Annotated in this window: 22 protein-coding genes; 20 read left to right on the top strand and 2 right to left on the bottom strand. The window is 54.8% G+C overall.

Annotated elements, in window-relative coordinates:
* Position 1: 1 nt before the first annotated feature.
* The 6 genes from ACM615_RS20370 to ACM615_RS20345 are packed head-to-tail and all read left to right on the top strand — an operon-like array spanning position 2 to position 2,140.
* Complete coding sequence (locus ACM615_RS20370; RefSeq protein WP_431012473.1) at positions 2 to 211, top strand: phage holin; 210 nt, start codon at positions 2 to 4, stop codon at positions 209 to 211.
* Positions 192 to 701: a lysozyme gene (locus tag ACM615_RS20365; protein WP_431012423.1), complete on the top strand. Its 510-nt coding sequence runs from the start codon at positions 192 to 194 to the stop codon at positions 699 to 701. The genes ACM615_RS20370 and ACM615_RS20365 overlap by 20 nt, the downstream gene beginning before the upstream one ends.
* Positions 701 to 1,126, top strand: a complete 426-nt coding sequence (lysB, locus tag ACM615_RS20360) for an Rz-like lysis system protein LysB (RefSeq protein WP_431012422.1) — start codon at positions 701 to 703, stop codon at positions 1,124 to 1,126. The genes ACM615_RS20365 and lysB overlap by 1 nt, the downstream gene beginning before the upstream one ends.
* Positions 1,011 to 1,259, top strand: coding sequence for an Rz1-like lysis system protein LysC (lysC, locus tag ACM615_RS20355; RefSeq protein ID WP_431012472.1), 249 nt, complete (start codon positions 1,011 to 1,013; stop codon positions 1,257 to 1,259). The genes lysB and lysC overlap by 116 nt, the downstream gene beginning before the upstream one ends.
* Entirely contained in the window at positions 1,222 to 1,689 is a 468-nt protein-coding gene (locus tag ACM615_RS20350; protein ID WP_431012421.1) for a phage tail protein, read from the top strand. Before lysC ends, ACM615_RS20350 begins: the two co-directional genes overlap by 38 nt.
* On the top strand, positions 1,682 to 2,140 hold the full coding sequence (locus ACM615_RS20345) for a phage virion morphogenesis protein (RefSeq protein WP_431012420.1): 459 nt from the start codon (positions 1,682 to 1,684) through the stop codon (positions 2,138 to 2,140). The genes ACM615_RS20350 and ACM615_RS20345 overlap by 8 nt, the downstream gene beginning before the upstream one ends.
* A gap of 152 nt (positions 2,141 to 2,292) precedes the next feature.
* Here the strand turns inward: ACM615_RS20345 and ACM615_RS20340 are convergent, their stop codons facing one another.
* Together ACM615_RS20340 and ACM615_RS20335 are read right to left on the bottom strand one after the other, a co-directional pair.
* Positions 2,293 to 3,423: a DUF3800 domain-containing protein gene (locus ACM615_RS20340; RefSeq protein WP_431012419.1), complete on the bottom strand. Its 1,131-nt coding sequence runs from the start codon at positions 3,421 to 3,423 to the stop codon at positions 2,293 to 2,295.
* 283 nt (positions 3,424 to 3,706) lie between these two features.
* The gene (locus ACM615_RS20335; protein ID WP_431012418.1) at positions 3,707 to 4,204 is read right to left on the bottom strand and encodes a hypothetical protein; all 498 of its coding nucleotides are present in this window, start codon (positions 4,202 to 4,204) and stop codon (positions 3,707 to 3,709) included.
* Between the two features lie 265 nt (positions 4,205 to 4,469).
* Between ACM615_RS20335 and ACM615_RS20330 the strand changes: the two genes are divergently transcribed.
* The 14 genes from ACM615_RS20330 (at position 4,470) to ACM615_RS20265 (ending at position 16,703) form a co-directional block, all read left to right on the top strand.
* On the top strand, positions 4,470 to 5,111 hold the full coding sequence (locus ACM615_RS20330) for a phage baseplate assembly protein V (RefSeq protein ID WP_431012417.1): 642 nt from the start codon (positions 4,470 to 4,472) through the stop codon (positions 5,109 to 5,111).
* Positions 5,108 to 5,458, top strand: a complete 351-nt coding sequence (locus ACM615_RS20325) for a GPW/gp25 family protein (protein WP_120164115.1) — start codon at positions 5,108 to 5,110, stop codon at positions 5,456 to 5,458. Before ACM615_RS20330 ends, ACM615_RS20325 begins: the two co-directional genes overlap by 4 nt.
* 3 nt (positions 5,459 to 5,461) lie before the next feature.
* On the top strand, positions 5,462 to 6,370 hold the full coding sequence (locus ACM615_RS20320; RefSeq protein ID WP_431012416.1) for a baseplate assembly protein: 909 nt from the start codon (positions 5,462 to 5,464) through the stop codon (positions 6,368 to 6,370).
* The gene (locus tag ACM615_RS20315; protein ID WP_431012415.1) at positions 6,363 to 6,890 is read left to right on the top strand and encodes a phage tail protein I; all 528 of its coding nucleotides are present in this window, start codon (positions 6,363 to 6,365) and stop codon (positions 6,888 to 6,890) included. Before ACM615_RS20320 ends, ACM615_RS20315 begins: the two co-directional genes overlap by 8 nt.
* A gap of 9 nt (positions 6,891 to 6,899) precedes the next feature.
* Positions 6,900 to 9,410: a phage tail protein gene (locus ACM615_RS20310; protein ID WP_431012414.1), complete on the top strand. Its 2,511-nt coding sequence runs from the start codon at positions 6,900 to 6,902 to the stop codon at positions 9,408 to 9,410.
* Entirely contained in the window at positions 9,410 to 9,979 is a 570-nt protein-coding gene (locus ACM615_RS20305; RefSeq protein WP_431012413.1) for a tail fiber assembly protein, read from the top strand. The genes ACM615_RS20310 and ACM615_RS20305 overlap by 1 nt, the downstream gene beginning before the upstream one ends.
* Before the next feature lie 131 nt (positions 9,980 to 10,110).
* Positions 10,111 to 10,254 carry a hypothetical protein gene (locus ACM615_RS20300; protein ID WP_431012412.1) on the top strand — a complete coding sequence of 48 codons (144 nt, stop codon included), beginning with the start codon at positions 10,111 to 10,113 and terminating at the stop codon, positions 10,252 to 10,254.
* Positions 10,255 to 10,408: 154 nt separating this feature from the next.
* Positions 10,409 to 11,578: a phage tail sheath protein gene (locus ACM615_RS20295; RefSeq protein WP_431012411.1), complete on the top strand. Its 1,170-nt coding sequence runs from the start codon at positions 10,409 to 10,411 to the stop codon at positions 11,576 to 11,578.
* A 13-nt stretch (positions 11,579 to 11,591) separates the two neighbouring features.
* Entirely contained in the window at positions 11,592 to 12,101 is a 510-nt protein-coding gene (locus ACM615_RS20290; protein WP_113876562.1) for a phage major tail tube protein, read from the top strand.
* A 58-nt stretch (positions 12,102 to 12,159) separates the two neighbouring features.
* Positions 12,160 to 12,441, top strand: a complete 282-nt coding sequence (locus ACM615_RS20285) for a phage tail assembly protein (RefSeq protein WP_431012410.1) — start codon at positions 12,160 to 12,162, stop codon at positions 12,439 to 12,441.
* A 32-nt stretch (positions 12,442 to 12,473) separates the two neighbouring features.
* Positions 12,474 to 12,596: a GpE family phage tail protein gene (locus tag ACM615_RS20280; protein ID WP_112150974.1), complete on the top strand. Its 123-nt coding sequence runs from the start codon at positions 12,474 to 12,476 to the stop codon at positions 12,594 to 12,596.
* Positions 12,589 to 15,063, top strand: coding sequence for a phage tail tape measure protein (locus tag ACM615_RS20275; RefSeq protein WP_431012409.1), 2,475 nt, complete (start codon positions 12,589 to 12,591; stop codon positions 15,061 to 15,063). The genes ACM615_RS20280 and ACM615_RS20275 overlap by 8 nt, the downstream gene beginning before the upstream one ends.
* 12 nt (positions 15,064 to 15,075) lie before the next feature.
* Positions 15,076 to 15,546, top strand: coding sequence for a phage tail protein (locus tag ACM615_RS20270; protein ID WP_113876558.1), 471 nt, complete (start codon positions 15,076 to 15,078; stop codon positions 15,544 to 15,546).
* An 8-nt stretch (positions 15,547 to 15,554) separates the two neighbouring features.
* Positions 15,555 to 16,703, top strand: coding sequence for a phage late control D family protein (locus ACM615_RS20265; protein WP_431012471.1), 1,149 nt, complete (start codon positions 15,555 to 15,557; stop codon positions 16,701 to 16,703).
* The last annotated feature ends 266 nt before the right edge of the window (positions 16,704 to 16,969 follow it).

Raw genomic sequence — 16,969 nt, 5'->3', positions numbered from 1 at the left:
CATGGAGCGCATCACCTCGTTTATCTGTTACTCCGTCGCGGCCTTTCTTGCATGGCTAGGCGCGATGTCACCGCAGGATATCGCTTTTCTGGTCGGTGCCGCCGTCGGCGTCGCGACCTTCCTGGTGAACTGGTACTACCGGCGCAAAACTTACCGCCTGCTGAAAAAGATGGGCATCAGAGGGGACATTAATGCAGCCATCAATCGTTAGACGCTGCGCCGTCGCCGCTGTACTTGCGATTGCCGCGCTGCTGCCGCAAACGCCAACGTTGACAACGTCCGCCGCCGGTCTGGCACTGATTGCCGATTTTGAAGGCTGCCGTCTGTCCGCCTATCAATGCAGCGCGGGCGTCTGGACAAACGGCATCGGGCACACCGCAGGCGTGAAGCCGCAAACGCAAATCAGCGAACGTCAGGTCGCCGTTAACCTGGTGGAAGACGTGATGCGGGTGGAGAAAGGCATTGCCCGATGTATGCCGGTTACCATGCCGCAGCCCGTATATGACGCCGTGGTGTCGTTTGCCTTTAACGTCGGCGTGACGGCGGCCTGCAAGTCCACGCTGGCATTTTTCATCAACAAGGGTGAATGGCGAAAAGCCTGCGAACAGTTGCCGCGCTGGGTGTTTGTGAACGGCGAGCGCGTCACCGGCCTGGAACGCCGCCGCGCGAATGAGCTGGCCTACTGCCTGCGGGGTGTCTGATGCGCATTTTAATTTTGTTACTGCTGGCGGCGCTTGCCCTGGCCGGGCTGCAAACCTGGCGCATCGGTGGCCTACATGATGAAGCAGACCAGGCACAGCGCATTATCGGCACGCTGTCCGCCGGTATTGAAAGCCGAGACAACGCCATTAACCGCCTGAGCGATGAGGCCGTGACGCGGGAACGCCAGGAACAAAGCCTGCGCACCCAACTCTCACAGGCGGGTCAGTTGGCGCGGGATCGTGAATACCACATTCAAAGGTTACTCAATGAAAATCAGGAAATGCGTGACTGGTACGGCGCTCGTCTGCCTGACGGCATTAGCCGGATGCACGAACGTCCCGCCTTTGCCAGCGCCGCAGATTATTTACGTTGGCTGTCCGGCGGTAACGAGCTGCCCGATACCGGCAAGCGCACCGGCCACTAACGGCGATTTAAGCAGTGACGTCAGAAACCTGGAGGCCGCGCTGACCGCCTGCGGCCTCCAGGTGGAAGCGGTCAAACAATGCCAGGAGGAACACCGTGTTAAAACCCGCCCAACTGCGAAAAGCCTTAACTGACGCGGTGCCGGTGCTGCAAACCAGCCCCGACACCCTGCGGATGTTTGTGGATAATGGCCGCATCGTTTCCACGTTAGCCAGTTCGCTGTCGTTTGAATACCAGTATCAGACAGAACTGCTGATCACCAACTTTGCCCAGGACTGCGATCTGATTATTGTGCCCATCCTGGCGTGGCTGCGTGAGAACCAGCCGGACATAATGGCGACACCGGAAAAGCAGCAGACCGGCTTTAAATTCAAGGCCGATATGCTGGATGATGGTGCCTACGATATCGCTATTGATGTGCAGCTCACCGAGCGCGTGATTGTGAAACAGATTGATGCCGGTCTGTATGTGGAGCATTTTCCGGAACCGCCGCTGCCGGAGCCGGTAGAAAGGCCGCGTGAACTGTATCTGCACGGCGAGTTAGTGAGTCAGTGGAATGAGTGAGCTGTCAGCGTTTGATACCCGCCTGGCGGGATTGATTGCCGCGCTGTCACCGCAAAGCCGGAAGGCGATGGCGGCGACCATTGCGAAGCGTCTGCGCAAACATCAGCAGCAGCGCATTAAACAGCAGGTCACGCCGGAGGGGCAGCCGTTCACCCCGCGACGTCCGCAGCCTTTGCGGGCAAAGAAAGGCCGTATTAAGCGGGAGATGTTTGTACGATTGCGCACGGCTAAATACATGAAGGCCAAAGGCACCGCTGATGACGCCGTGGTGGAATTCACCGGACAGGTGCAGCGCATGGCGAAAGTGCATCAGTACGGGCTGCGGGATCGTCCGTCCGTACGTGCGAAAGAAATGCGGTATCCGGCGCGCCCGCTTTTGGGAATGGACGCCGAAGACATGAAGATTGTGGAAGATGAATTGCTAGTGCATATTAGCTCAGACTTCATCTGAAATAACGGAGGCACAAAGCTAAACCTGGTTTGACAGCCGGCTCTGTGCCAGTAGCGGACATGATTATTTAAAAGCGTGAAAAACAACTTGCGTAGTAAATTATCAAAATGAAAAGTATAGAATAATTCATAATGCAACTACCCACTAGCTATTTATAAACCGAATTTTTTAAATACTTTATTCCTCCTGTTGATTGGCAGAACAAAGTTAACCCCAAAGTTATTACCGGAACCATAACAAGCTATCAATTTAGAAAAAATATCATGATATAAATCAACTTTCAATGACTCATCGTAAATATACTCCATAACATAACGTGAAATATACCCTGCTAGTACATCTGCGAGCTGAATCCCTGCTGATTTCTTAGAGTCGGGGAATTTTATATCTAAGTTCGTTTTTATATTAAAATCCGTTGTTACATCGAATGGGTTTTTTACGCTTGAGTTTTTTAATTGCTCAGAGCAAAAAATCAAAATATCATCAAAGTGATCTTGTTTATCATGAAAAAATGTCACATCTGATATGTCACCGTCATGGTGCCTGTTTACTTTTCCCATTAGGTTGAACCACGAATGTACATGAGGCAGCAAGTGTATTTCATTACCTTTTTTATTAATGTCAGGTATAGGAATAAGATTTTTTATCAAATCATGATCTGATGACTTGTTAGAGTGATAAAATCGAATGGTCGATTGCAAGCAACGCATAGCTTCAGCTTTATACTGAAAAGTGAATTCTCTACTTTTGAAATAGTTTCTCAACTTTTTCATTGACGCTAGTAAAGAGGCTTCGGATTTGTATATGCATGCCTCAAAAAAAGATTTATAACAATCTAGCGGTAGATTTTCTGACAAGTATTCAGTGAGTTCGTTACGAAATCCCTGAGCATTAATTTCGGAATCAAATTGTTGAAAATATGGAGGGCAGACCTGATGACTGACAATTGAGACAGCAATGCAATATTTTTTATCGACAACTTCAACATAGAAAGGTAGTTTATTTATTGCAATGTAATCAAATAAATCATAGATAAATTTTGGTTTTGATTTATATAAATTCTTAGACTTTAATTCTTCTCCTTGGATCTTATGTTTGTTTTTTAATGATTTAATATATTCTTCAAGATCATCGCAATCAACTACCCCAACACAAGATAATGCAAAAAAAGGTTGGCTGGCAAAGTTCAAATCTGGTGGGAGTTTAACCAAGTCCCCAGTATTTCCACTTTCATCTAAAAAGTACTGATTTAACATTTTATCTCCAAGTTTATTAATTTTCATTTCAGTAAGAACCCCTTTTCATTACTAAACCAATCCGCTCTATAATAACTCATTCATAATAGCATACTCTATACGAAGTTCATTTCCCCGATAATTATGTTGAAAATTTCACAACTCCGCTTCACCTAAAATGGACATCCATAGCCGCAGTCTTGCTAACAATAAGTACTCAGGCAAGGTAGAACCTGCATAAATTGATTAATTATAGTTAGATTCAAACAGTTGATATATTAAAGCATAGTGAAAATCCGGAATTAAAAAACAGCGCGTTTCAATTTTTAAATTAATTATCAAACCATAAGTAATCTCGATTAAGAAGACTTACTTTTGTTGCATCTTTTGATGCTAGAGTTGTACACTCTCCTTTATCGAACTCATCCAGACTCACGAATGTAAAACTTCTACCATCTTTTTCTTTTGGAAACACCATAAATACCACTTCGAAAGTATGATCACTATTCTGATCTTTTAAATATTTATCGAGCGCACGATACTTTCCTATTTCACAGTCGGTAAGTGTAAATGAAGTGCAATCTTCCGTTGAATGATACTTTGCATCTAAAAGGATGACTGTTGCATCATCAGCTTCAACAATAAAGTCGGGACGTTTCCCCCCATAAGTTTTCAAACTTTCAGATAAGGTTCCTATTCCCTGATCAACACATTCAAATTTCCAATTTGAATTTTCCAGCCATTTAATGGCATATTTTTCACCATCCTCGCCAGCTGATGTAGCGCATTGTTTTCTTAACATTCTGCGCATTTCTTCTAAACTTAGCATAAATTACATATTCCTTTTTTATAGGTTAATCTTCATTATCGGCATTATTTAATGATTCTTTACAAGTAAATTTCAAAAAAAGTTATCCGAGTATATCTGTTAGAATTGTTATTAAGCATACCAGAGACTTCCGCTTCTCGCTCAAACCAGACTGTCAGATCAAATCTGAGCTAATACTCCTCTGCCAGTGTTCTCCACGTTGTGCCACCAGCCATCAACCCGCCTCAAATTGTATGCCGCCTGACAGGGCGGCATTCTTTTATCCATGAATACATCCATTCCGAAACACGACATTCCGCGCCTGCTTCGCAATCTGATCCGCATTGGCACCGTTGCCGAGGTGGATTTAGTTGCGGGCACCTGTCGCGTGAACACCGGCGGCAACGTCACCGACTGGCTGCACTGGCTGACCTCCCGCGCAGGGCGCTCCCGTTCCTGGTGGGCACCGTCCGCCGGTGAACAAGTTCTGCTGTTCTGCCTGGGCGGCGAGCTGGACACTGCCTTTGTGATGCCCGGCGTTTTCTCTGATGAATTCCCCGCCCCGTCTGCCTCGGCGGATGCCGTGCACGTCACTTTCCCTGACGGTGCAGTGATCGAGTACGAGCCGAAGACCGGCGCGCTGCTCGCAACTGGCATCAAGTCCGCCACGGTGAACGCTGCCGATAAGGTGGCGGTTACTGCTCCGTTGATCACCTGCAGGGCGACAACCCGCATCACTCTCGACACGCCGGAGGTGGTCTGCACCAACAAGCTCACCACCGGCACTATCGAGATTAAAAAGGGCGGCACTATGACCGGCAATCTCACCCACTCGGGTGGCAGCATCACGTCAAACGGCGTCGTTGTTCATACCCATAAACACGGCGGCGTCCAGACGGGCGGCGGTCAAACGCAGGTGCCGTCATGACTAACGCGAAATACATCGGGCTGGCTCGCGATACGGGGCGCAGCGTCGAAGACCTGGCACACATTCAGCAGTCGGTCAGCGACATTCTGCGCACGCCCGTCGGTTCCCGCGTCATGCGCCGTGACTATGGTTCATTGCTGTCTGAGCTGACTGACCGCCCGCAGAATGCGGCGCTGCGCCTGCAAATCATGGCGGCCTGTTACAGCGCGATCCTCAAGTGGGAGCCACGCGTCAGCCTGACCGGCATCACCTTTGAAACGACGTTCGACGGGAAAGGCGTGGTGGATATCACTGGCATCCGCAAAGACACGTCCGCCGCCATTTCCTTAACCTTACCAGTGAGCTGAATTATGGCAACTATCGACCTGAGCCAGTTACCCGCCCCCGACGTGGTGGAGGTACTGGATTACGAAACCCTCCTGGCGGAGCGCAAAACCACGCTGGTCTCGCTGTACCCCGAAGGCCAGCAGGTCGCCATCGCCCGTACGCTGACCCTGGAGTCTGAACCCATTGTGAAGCTGCTGGAGGAGAACGCCTACCGCGAAGTGATCCTGCGTCAGCGGGTGAACGAGGCGGCGCAGGCTGTGATGCTGGCTTATGCCACCGGCACTGATCTGGACAATATCGCCGCCACGTTCAGCGTGGAACGCCTGACGATCACGCCTGCGGATACGGTCAGCGTGCCCGCCGTGGCGGCAGTCATGGAAAGCGATGCTGATTTGCGTATCCGTGCGCAGCAGGCGTTTGAAGGGCTGAGCGTAGCCGGTCCGGTCGGTTCCTATGAGTATCACGGGCGCTCGGCTGACGGGCGGGTGGCGGATATTTCGGTGGTAAGTCCCTCGCCTGCCTGCGTGACGATTTCCGTGCTGGCACAGACCGGCAACGGCACCGCCCCGGCTGACCTGCTGGCGGTGGTTCAGGCCGCGCTCAATGATGAAAACGTGCGCCCCGTGGCTGACCGCGTGACCGTCCAGTCTGCCACCGTGGTCAGTTACACCATTGACGCCGTGCTGTATTTGTTCCCAGGTCCGGAAGCCGAACCTATCCGCGAAGCCGCCGAAGCAAAACTGATTGCCTACACCACCGCGCAGCACCGGTTAGGCCGCGACATCCGGCTGTCCGCCATTTATGCCGCGCTGCACGTTGAAGGCGTGCAACGGGTGGAGCTGAAAAGCCCCGCCGCTGACATCGAGCTGGATAAAACGCAGGCGTCATTCTGCACCGCGTACACCCTGAAAGTGGGCGGTTACGATGAGTGATCGCCTGCTGCCCGTCGGTTCCTCCGCGCTGGAAGTCGCCGCCGCCGATGCCTGCGCGGAGCTTGAAAACGTGCCGGTGCCGCTGCGGCAGCTTTGGGATCCGCTGACCTGTCCGGCAAAGTTTTTGCCTTACCTTGCGTGGGCGCTGTCGGTTGACCGCTGGGACGAAAACTGGCCTGTCGCCACCAAGCGCCGCGTCATTCAGTCGGCCTGGTTCATTCACTGCCACAAAGGAACCATCGGTGCCATCCGGCGCGTAGTGGAGCCGCTCGGCTACCTGATTAACGTGACAGAGTGGTGGGAAACGGATGACGAGCCAGGCACGTTTCGCCTGGACATCGGCGTGCTGGAAACCGGTATCACCGAAGAAATGTATTTAGAAATGGAAAGGCTGATTGCTGACGCCAAGCCTGCCAGCCGCCATCTAATCGGCCTGACCATCACCCAGGACATTAAAGGCGATGTTTACATTGGCGCGGCGCAATACCTTGGCGAACTGCTGACCGTTTACCCTGCATAAGAGGACGTTATGAGCACATTTAAATCCGTTGTCACCACGCTCGGGCAGTCGCGCATTGCGGCAGCCATTGCAGCGGGGACTGACATCAACATTACGCAGCTTGCCGTCGGTGACGGCAACGGCAAGGCGACCACACCCGTCGCCACGCAGACCAAACTGGTTAAAGAGGTGTACCGCACGCCGCTCAATTCCTTAAAGCTGGATCCGACTCATGGCAACTGGGTGATTGCCGAAGCGGTGCTGTCTGCCAGCGTCGGCGGTTTCTGGATGCGTGAAATGGGGCTGTTTGCTGACGACGGCGCGCTGATTGCCGTCTGCAACATGGCGGACACGTACAAGCCGACTTTGGCGGAAGGTTCAGGCCGCACACAAACTTTACGCATGGTGATTGCCGTCAGTAACACCGAAGCTATCAGCCTGCTGATCGACGACTCGGTGATTATGGCGACTGAGCAGTATGTGAATGACCTGCTGGCGGCGCATGAAAAATCCCGTAACCATCCCGACGGCACGCTGACGGCAAAAGGTTTTGTCCAGCTTAACAGCTCGGTCAGCAGTACCAGCGAATCGCTGGCGGCGACGCCAAAGGCGGTAAAGACCGCCAATGACAATGCCAACACCCGCGTCCCTTCCACCCGCAAAGTAAATAACAAAGCGCTAAGTGCTGATATCACTTTGGCGGCGGCGGACGTGGGGGCAATGAGCAATCTGATGCTGGCAACGGACACGACGAAGGTTAAGCGTCTGGATGACCCGTCCATTATTGACGTCACCAATCCCATCAGTATTTCTGCCACGTTTGAAGACCATCCTCTGGGTGCGACCTATGTCGTTGCCGGTCAGTTGCACAACTGGCGGCGCTACTGGGCGGCGGGTGCGGCGGCCTATCAGCGCCTGATTAATAACGACGGACAGATTTTTGAGCGCATCGGTTCATACACTGCGGCGGGTGGCTGGAAATGGTTCCTCAGTGACAGCGGTTATCCGTTCGGCTGGCGGAAGATTCTGGACAGCGGCAGCATGACGCTGACGGATTTAACGCGGCTGGGCGTCGCCCGATCGGGTGAGAACGCGGATATTACCGGCCTCAGCAAACTTACCGACATTGCGTCCAGCGTTAAAATGGCTGCTAACCTGGAGGTCGCCAGTTCGATCCAGGCTAATTATCGCGTCGGTATCATGAGACCGAATGACTATGAAGCTTACATGTCCTTCACCAGCCGCGTCGGCAAGGTGTCCGCCGCAAATCTTCCCTCTGCGCTGACCTCAATGGGGAATATGTATTTCCGTTTGCCGAATACGCTGACCGATACAGATCCGCACGCTGGGCGTGCGCTGGGTGGCCTGTCCGCTGCCATTTATCCGGCAGGCGAAGGCGTGATGCGCATGGATGCCAGGGATGAAAACGGCACCATTAAAGCCCGCATCGTCTGCGACGGACAGACCGACAGCGTACAAATCGCAAACGGCGTGTTGCGGCCTGAATCAGGTATTACCCTTTCCTCTACTAACGCGAATTCAGTGATCCGCGGGCGTAACGATGCCGTCATTCTGCGCGACCATAACAACGGCAATGTCACCTTGTCAGCCAGTCTGAAGGATGCAGGTTCAGGCACCGGCGGGACGTTGTATCTGGGATATAACAGGGACACTGCTAACATCTTCACGTCGGCGGTTTCCATTGATTCGCCACTGACCATCAATGACACCATGAAGGTCGTTAAAGATGCCACTTTTGCCAGTGCCATGACGGTGGTGGGTGGGCTGACATTAAACACGGCGCTGCCTGTTTCCAGTGGTGGCACCGGTGCAAAGAATGCCGCTGAGGCGCGGGCTAATCTTGGCGCGTTAGCCGTGGGTGACGTGCTGGTGGGAATGCCGGTTCCCTGGCCTTCTGACACCGTACCCGCCGGTTTTGCCCTGATGGTCGGGCAGACGTTTAACAAGACAACGTATCCGTCGCTGGCTATCGCGTATCCGTCCGGCGTCATTCCTGATATGCGCGGGCAGACCATCAAAGGCAAACCGGCGAGCGGGCGCGCCGTGCTTTCCCAGGAACAGGACGGCATCAAATCGCATACGCACGGGGCGTCTGCCTCCAGTACCGACCTGGGCACGAAAACGGTCAGCACCGTCGATTATGGTACCCGAACCACATCAACCTTTGATTACGGTAACAAAGGCACGGACGGGCAGGGAAACCACAATCACGGCGACGGGATCCGAATTCCTCAAAACCAGGACGGCGCGGTGCTCTATGGCCTGCGTGACGCTGCCGCAGGAAATGCTGCCTGGGCAAAAGGCGGGAGTAACCAGGCTGCTCAGGCCGTGACCACCACAGATGGCAACCATGCGCACACTGTCTATATCGGCGCACATAATCACACCTTAGATATTGGTCCACATAACCACACCGTGGCGATTGGGGCGCACGGTCACACCATCACCGTGAATGCCACCGGCAACACAGAAAACACGGTGAAAAACACCGCCTTTAACTACTTAGTGAGACTCGCATAATGTTCAAATACTCAGACAAAATTCAAACCGTGAAAGTGTATGACTTTGCCGCCCTGACCGGTGAATACATCGGTCAGAGTGATGCGATGATTGCGCCCAATACCGGCCTGCCTGCCCGCTGCACCGACATCAAACCGCCTAAGACCCAAAGCGGAACGGTCGCCATTTTCAAAAATGATGCCTGGGTGATTGTGGAGGATTTTCGCGGGCAGACTGTTTACAGCACTGATAACGGGCTGCCTGTCGTGGTGAATGAGCTGGGCGCGCTGCCCGCCAATTCGACCCGTTTAGCACCTGCCAGCCGTTTTGACCGCTGGGACGGTGAAGCCTGGGTAAAAGATGAGGCGGCAGAGTTGCTGCAACAAACCCAGGACGCAGAGTTACAGAAAAAAGAACTGATGAGTCAGGCGGTTTTGCAAATCGACACCTTGCAGGATGCGGTTGATTTAGACATGGCATCCGAAGAAGAAAAGACGCAGCTCCTCGCCTGGAAAAAATACCGCGTTGTGCTGAACCGCCTGGATACCTCGGCAGTGCCTGATATCGCGTGGCCTGGCACGCCGGTTTAAGCCTGCCAGTTAATACCCTGCATTGGATTGATCGCTGAAAACGATCAATGACGGATAATTGATCTGTAGTAACTATTTGATAGCTGTCCGCAAATGCCCAACGATAACCGCAGACTATTCAGGAGGATGAAATGGAATTAAACAAAGAGGAAGCGGAAATTATTGCGGGCTTTCTGACGGCGAACTGGTCAGCCTTTTCACAAGCGGCTGAGGACGTCATGACAGTCAGCGCGATTCACCGGCTGGCTGAAAAATTGGGGCTGGAAAGCGCCTGACTGATACACATCTCAGAACGAACACTGCCCCGAAAGGGGCTTTTTTGTCTCTGTCTCCCCCACGTTGTGCCATTCCCCACACATCCCGCCCGCCGTGCCTGATTGTCCCCAACACGCGATGATTGACCTCACCCCAATCACAGGAAAAAACACCATGGCTGATTATCATCACGGTGTGCGCGTTGTTGAAATCAATGACGGCACCCGCGTTATTTCCACCGTTTCCACCGCCATCATCGGGATGGTCTGCACCGCAGAAGATGCGGATGCCGACGCGTTCCCGCTCGATACGCCGGTGCTTATCACCAACGTACTGACCGCCGCAGGCAAGGCCGGTAAAACCGGCACGCTCCGCGCCTCCCTGATGGCAATCGCCAACCAGGCTAAACCGGTTGTCGTCGTTGTTCGCGTCGCAGAGGGCGAAACCGACGCGCAAACCACCTCAAACATCATCGGCGGTTCGGACGAAACCGGCATGTATACCGGCATGAAAGCCCTGCTTTCCGCGCAAACGGAACTCGGCGTAAAGCCGCGCATTCTCGGCGTGCCAGGGCTTGATAATCAGGAAGTCGCTACCGCGCTCGCCGCCGTCTGTCAGCAGCTGCGCGCCTTTGGCTACGTCAGCGCCTGGGGATGTAAAACCGTGTCCGATGCCATCAAGTACCGCGACAATTTCAGCCAGCGTGAACTGATGGTTATCTGGCCTGATTTCGTGTCCTGGAACACCACTACCAACGCCAGCGACATCGCGCCTGCCACCGCTTACGCGCTCGGCCTGCGTGCCAAAATCGACGCAGAAACCGGCTGGCATAAAACGCTTTCTAACGTCGGTATCAACGGCGTCACCGGCCTGTCTGCCAGCGTGTACTGGGATTTGCAGACCACCGGCACCGATGCCGACCTGCTGAATCAGGCGTGCGTGACCACGCTTATCCGCAAAGACGGCTTCAAGTTTTGGGGGCAGCGCACCTGCTCTGACGATCCGCTGTTCCTGTTTGAGAACTATACCCGCACCGCGCAGGTGCTGGCGGACACCATCGCCGAAGGGCATATGTGGGCATCAGACAAGCCTGTAACGCCGACGCTTATCAAAGACATGATTGCGGGCATTAACGCCAAGCTGCGCGAAATGAAAACCGCCGGTCTGATCATTGATGGCAACTGCTGGTATGACCCCGAAGCCAACACCGTCGAAACCCTGAAAGCGGGCAAGCTGTTCATTGATTACGACTATACGCCGGTGCCGCCGCTGGAAGATTTAACCCTGCGTCAGCGCATCACCGATCAGTACCTGGCGACGTTCGCCACGTCCGTTAACAGCTAAGAGGCGCTAAAACATGGCACTGCCTAAGAAACTGAAATACCTGAACCTGTTTAACGACGGGAACAGCTACCTCGGCATGGTCAGCGCGCTGACGCTGCCAAAACTCACCCGCAAGCTTGAGAACTATCGCGGCGGCGGCATGACCGGTTCGGCCTCGATTGATTTTGGCCTGGACGACGACGCGCTGACCTTCGAGTGGACGGTGGGCGGGCTGGATGAACTGGTGCTGAAACAGTGGGGCGCGGTGGATGCCGTGCCGCTGCGCTTTGCCGGTTCCTTCCAGCGTGACGACACCGGCGACACCTCCGCCGTGGAAGTCACCTTGCGCGGACGGCATAAAGAAATGGATTTCGGCGAGTACAAACAGGGCGAAGACACCGAAACCAAAATCACCACGCAATGCACCTATTTCAAACTCACGATTGACGGCAAAGACGTGATTGAAGTCGATACCGTGAACATGGTGGAAATCGTCGGCGGCGTTGACCGCGTGGCGGAGCACCGCAAAAACATCGGCCTGTAATCCGTAACCGGCGCCGGACTCCGGCGCAAAACCTCAACTTTGAATAAGAGACACCGCTATGTCAGAACAGAATGAAAACATCGTTATCCTGGAAGAACCGATCAAACGCGGCGACACCCTGATCGCTCAGATTGAAATCATCAAACCGAACGCGGGACACCTGCGCGGGATTGGCCTGGCGGCGCTGGCGAATGCCGACGTTGACGCGCTGACCGTGATCCTGCCGCGCATTACCGCCCCGAACCTGACCACTCAGGACTGTAAAAGCCTGCATCTGCCCGACCTGATTGCCATGGCGGGCAAGGTGATTGGTTTTTTATCGCCGAAATCGGAACAGTAAAACTTCCGGCGGCACTGACCGTTGATGACCTGATGGCGGACGTGGCGGTGATTTTTCACTGGCCGCCGTCAGAACTGAACCCGATGACGCTGACCGAGCTGCTGGTGTGGCGTCATAAGGCCATGCAGCGCAGCGGAGCCACCGACAGTGAGTAACGTAAAGTTAGAGGTGTTGTTAAAGGCGGTTGACCAGGCGACCCGCCCGTTTAAAGCGGTACAGAACGCCAGTAAGGCGCTGTCCGGAGATATTCGCAATTCACAGAACACGCTCAAAGACCTGAACGCTCAGGCCGGAAAGATTGACGGTTTCAGGAAATCCAGTGCGCAGCTGGGCGTGACCAGCCAGAAACTCAAAGACGCCAAAGCGGAAGCGGCGGCGCTGGCTATCCAGTTCAAAAACACCGCTAACCCGACCCGCGCACAGGCACAGGCGATGGAGTCCGCGAAACGCACCGCCGCCCAGTTGCAGACCCAATTCAACGGGCTGCGGCAGTCGGTGCAGCGTCAGCGCACGGAACTCAGTCAGGCGGGTATCAGCACGCGCACGCTGTCCGAGTCTGAACGCCGCCTGAAAACCTCCATCAGCGAAACTACGGCGCAGCTCAACCGCCAGCGTGAATCCCTGGCTCGCGTCAGCGCGCAGCAGGCCAAACTCAACGCGGTAAGAGGGCGTTATCAGGCCGGTAAACAGTTCGCCGGTAGCGTGACAGGTGCAGGTGCCGCCGGTGTCGGCATTGCGACGGCGGGCACGGTAGCCGGTGCCGGGATGCTCAAGCCCGGCTATGACTTTGCCCTGAAAAACTCAGAGTTACAGGCAACGTTAGGATTAGAAAAAGACTCTGCCGATATGACCGCGCTGCGCACCCAGGCGCGGCAGCTCGGCGACAACACTGCCGCCTCTGCGTATGATGCCGCCGCCGCGCAAATCATTGTCGCGAAATCCGGCGCGGACAAGGACGGCATTCTGGCGGCGACGCCGACCATCCTGAATCTGTCCCTGGCAAACAAGCGCACCATGGAGGAAAACGCCACCCTGCTGATGGGCGTCAAATCCGCGTTTGGCATGACCAATGACACCGTGTCTCACATCGGCGACGTGCTTTCTACCGCCATGAATAAATCAGCCGCCACCTTTGAGGGGCTGTCAGACACCATGACCTATGCCGCACCGGTGGCGAAACAGGCCGGTATCAGCGTCGAAGAAACCGCCGCGATGGCGGCCGCCCTGGCGGATGCCAAAATCACCGGCTCGATGGCGGGCACCGGTGCCCGTGCGGTCATTACCCGCTTACAGGCACCCACGGGCACCGCCGCGGCGGCGCTCGGTGAGCTGAAGGTGAAAACGGCGGACAGCAAAGGCAACATGCGCCCGCTGTTTGTCATCCTGAAAGAAATGCAAAAGAGCTTTGCGAAAAACAAGCTCGGCGATGCGCAGCGTGCGCAGTACATGAAAGCCATCTTTGGTGAAGAGGCCAGCTCGTCGGCGATGGTGCTGATGGATGGGGCAACGTCGGGCAAGCTCGACAAGCTTACCCAGGCATTCAAAACCTCGGACGGCAAAACCAAGGCGCTGGTGGAGGTGATGCAGAACAACCTCAGCGGCGACTTTAAGGAATTTCAGTCAGCCTATGAGGCCGTCGGCACTGACCTGTTCGATCAGCAGGATTCCTCCCTGCGCAAACTGGTGCAGACCGCCACCGGCTACGTGCTGAAACTCGATAAGTGGATTGTGAACAATAAAGCCCTGGCGACGACGCTCGGTAAAATTGCGGGCGGTGCGCTGCTGATTATCGGCGCGCTCGGCGTGTTTGGCCTGGTGGCGGGTCCGGTTATCGGTGGTATCAATCTGATCGTTGCTGCCGCCAGTATGCTCTGGACAATCCTCGGCACAGTCGGCAGCGCCATTATCACCGCGATTGGCGGACTGACCTGGCCTGTCTTTGCCGTTGCGGCGGCGATTGTCGCCGGTGCGCTGCTTATCCGTAAATACTGGGAACCGATCAGCGCCTTCTTTGCGGGGGTGATTGAAGGACTGGGCATTGCGTTCGCGCCGGTGAAGGAACTGTTTGCGCCGCTAAAGCCGGTGTTTGACTGGCTGGGCGACAAACTAAAAATGGTCTGGCAGTGGTTCAAAGACCTGATTGAACCGGTCAAATCCACGCAGGAAACGCTGAATAACTGCAAGGACACCGGCGTGATGTTCGGGCAGGCCATCGCCAACGCGCTGACCGCGCCGTTACAGGCGTTTAATAAACTGCGTTCGGGCGTGGACTGGCTGCTGGAGAAACTCGGCATCATCAAGGATGAATCGGCAGACATTGATAAAACGGCGGACAAAGCTGACCGGCGTTCGAAACAATCCGGCGACGGGGATCCGCAAGTGCACCCGCTGGATAATCCCGCCCTGATTGCCCCACCGTCGGGCGGCCTGCTGGGCGGCGGTTACACGCCGGTATCCGTCGGCGGCGGGCGCAGCTATATCGACCGCAGCACGCACCATTACACCATTGCCGCCGGTGCCGGTTTAGGCGTCCAGGATACCAGCCGCCAGATCCGTGCTGAGCTGGAAGCCCGTGACCGCGCCCGCGCCGCACAGCAACGTTCCCGCATGGATAATGATTAAGGAGATGTCCGCATGATGTTAACGCTTGGTCTGTTTGTGTTTCAGTTGCAGACCGTCCCTTACCAAAGTTTGCAGCGCGACGTCGATTACCGCTGGCCTGCGAATAACCGCGTCGGCCTGCGTCCGCTGCCGCAGTTCCTCGGCGTGAATGAGGAGAAAATTACCCTGTCCGGCGTGCTGATGCCGGAAATCACCGGCGGACGGCTTTCCCTGATGGCTCTGAACCTGATGGCTGACGAGGGCAAGGCGTGGCCTCTGCTGGAAGGCAGCGGCACCATTTACGGGATGTTCGTGGTGAACAGCGTCAGCGAAACCCACACGGAACATTTTTCCAACGGTGCCGCCCGCCGGATTGAATTCACGCTGACGCTGACCCGCGTGGATGAATCACTGGCGGCGATGTTCGGCGATATGAAAGCCCAGGCCGACGGGCTGCTGGATCAGGCAGGTGGTTTAACCGGACAGCTTGGGGGGCTGCTGTGATTACAAATATGACCATCGGAGCCGGTGCGCTGTTTGCTCCGGACTACACGGTGACCGTCGGCGGCAAAGACATCACCCAGGACGTCAGCAACCGGCTGATCTCGCTGACGCTCACCGATAATCGTGGCTTTGAGGCTGACCAGCTCGACATTGAGCTGAGCGACACGGACGGCCTGCTGGACATGCCGCCACGCGGCGCGGTGATTAATATCGCGCTCGGCTGGAAAGGTCAGGCACTGACGAACAAAGGCGACTTTACCGTGGATGAGGTAGAGCATCGCGGCACGCCGGACACGCTGACCATCCGCGCCCGCAGTGCGGACTATCGCGGCAGCCTGAATTCCCGCCGCGACAGCTCCTATCACGACACGACGCTGGAAGCGGTGGTGTCCGCCGTGGCGGCGCGCAACAACCTCAAGCCCGCGATTGCGGAACCTTTCAGGGGCGTGCCGGTGTCGCACATCGACCAGACCCAGGAAACGGACGCGAAATTTATCACGCGCCTGGCGGAGCTGAACGGCGCGGTTGTCGCCATCAAGGCGGGCAGCCTGCTGTTTATCAAGCCTGGTGCGGCAAAGACTGCCAGCGGGAAACCCATCCCGCAGATGACGATTATCCGCAGCGACGGCGACGGGCACACGTTTAATATCGCTGACCGTGGAGCCTATACCGGCGTATCGGCAAGCTGGCTGCATACCAAAGACCCGAAGCCGAAAAAGGTGAAGGTACAGCGCAAACCGAAAGTGCAGTACCTGCGCGCCCTGCAACATCCGAAGGCGAAGAAGGTCAGCGCAAAGGTGCAGAAAACGCCGGAGGCAAAGGAAGGGGATTACCTGGCGGGCAGTGATGAAAACGTGTTTGCGCTTACCACCATTTACGCTACGCAAAAGGCCGCCATGCGGGCAGCTCAGGCGAAGTGGGACAAACTCCAGCGCGGTGTCGCCGAGTTCTCGATCTCCCTGGCTCGCGGACGCGCTGATTTATTCCCTGAGACGCCGGTGGCGGTGTCCGGATTTAAATCCGTGATCGACGCGCAGCCCTGGATAATCAGCAAAGTGACGCACAGTCTGGGCAGCAGTGGATTTGTGACGACGTTGAATCTAGAAGTGTTGCTGTCAGATGTGAGTTATGAGGCGATTGAAAATGATGGGGATTAATTAAAAATACATCACTATCATCAATTGTAATGAGCGCCGTTATTAGGAAGATTGTGATGCTTTTAGATAAAATTAAAATACTTGAAGATAGTTTACACACAGTGAGAAGGCATGACCCATTGTGGCTGGACAGGGTCTTACACTCTGATTTCACGGAAATAACTTATTCTGGGCACCTGGTTAACCGCACAAAAGTCATTCAGTCTCTACTTACAGAGACTGATACGCCTGAAATTCTTGGCTTTAATTATTCCCTTATTGAGATC

Origin of the sequence: Rahnella sp. PAMC25617 (genome assembly GCF_050606005.1) — a bacterium.
GTDB lineage: Bacteria > Pseudomonadota > Gammaproteobacteria > Enterobacterales > Enterobacteriaceae > Rahnella > Rahnella variigena.
This window is presented reverse-complemented; position numbering and strand designations above follow the sequence as displayed.